The organism is Bacteroides sp. CAG:633, from assembly GCF_000435115.1.
In the GTDB taxonomy this organism is placed as follows: Bacteria; Bacteroidota; Bacteroidia; order Bacteroidales; family Bacteroidaceae; genus Bacteroides; species Bacteroides ndongoniae.
In genome coordinates this window covers 1-721 of the sequence record NZ_FR883097.1, presented here as the reverse complement: position 1 = coordinate 721, position 721 = coordinate 1, and the positions used below count along the sequence as shown (strand labels likewise).

General features: G+C 55.3%; 1 protein-coding gene. It reads left to right on the top strand.

What is annotated here, in order from left to right; translation table 11 throughout:
- The coding region (locus QVP67_RS10330) for an ABC transporter permease (protein WP_288180114.1) at nucleotides 1-721 on the top strand (721 nt) is incomplete at both ends.

Sequence of the window (721 nt, the reverse complement as noted above, 5' to 3'; positions counted from 1 at the left end):
GACTCCTGCTTTATGGACCTCTTCGGCATCCATATATTGGCAGGTACCCCCGATTTCCTTTATACGGACGGACAGGTAGCCCTGACGGAGCGGACGGCGCAACGGTTATTCGGCACGACGGACGTGCTTGGCCGTAAAGTTGAGTATAACGATCAGGAAGTCACTGTCTGTGCCATTGTCAATGACCTGCCGCACAGCAATTTTTCGTTCGGATTTATCTGCGAGGGAGCTTACTTCCGCAAATGGCAGAACGAGTGGTATAATGCAGGTTTCGAGGTGGTGGTACGTCTTGCCCCGGGTGTGTCACCCAAGGCTCTGGAAGAGAAGTTCCGTGCTTATGCCGAGCAGACAGACGATCGCTACCGCAAGATTACCGGCCGCCTTCGACTGATGCCTCTTTCCGAAGTCCGTCAGGCTTCGTTCAACGAGGAGCGGCTTGTCAGCTTCTCCTACCTTGTGCTGTTTGCCGCGGCAGGCGGGCTGATCATCCTCTGTTCGCTGTTCAATCACTTGGCTTTGTTTCTCTCGCGTATGGACATTCGTCGTCGTGAGCTGGCCTTGCGGCGCGTGTGCGGCTCTTCCGGTAGGGGGCTCTTCGCAATGCTCACCACCGAATATTCCCTGCTCGTCCTGCTTTCAGGTTTCCTTGGCTTTGTGCTGGTCGAGCTGTTGCAACCGTCTTTCCTGCGACTTTCGGGCGTGGAAGGCAATGTGTATGGTG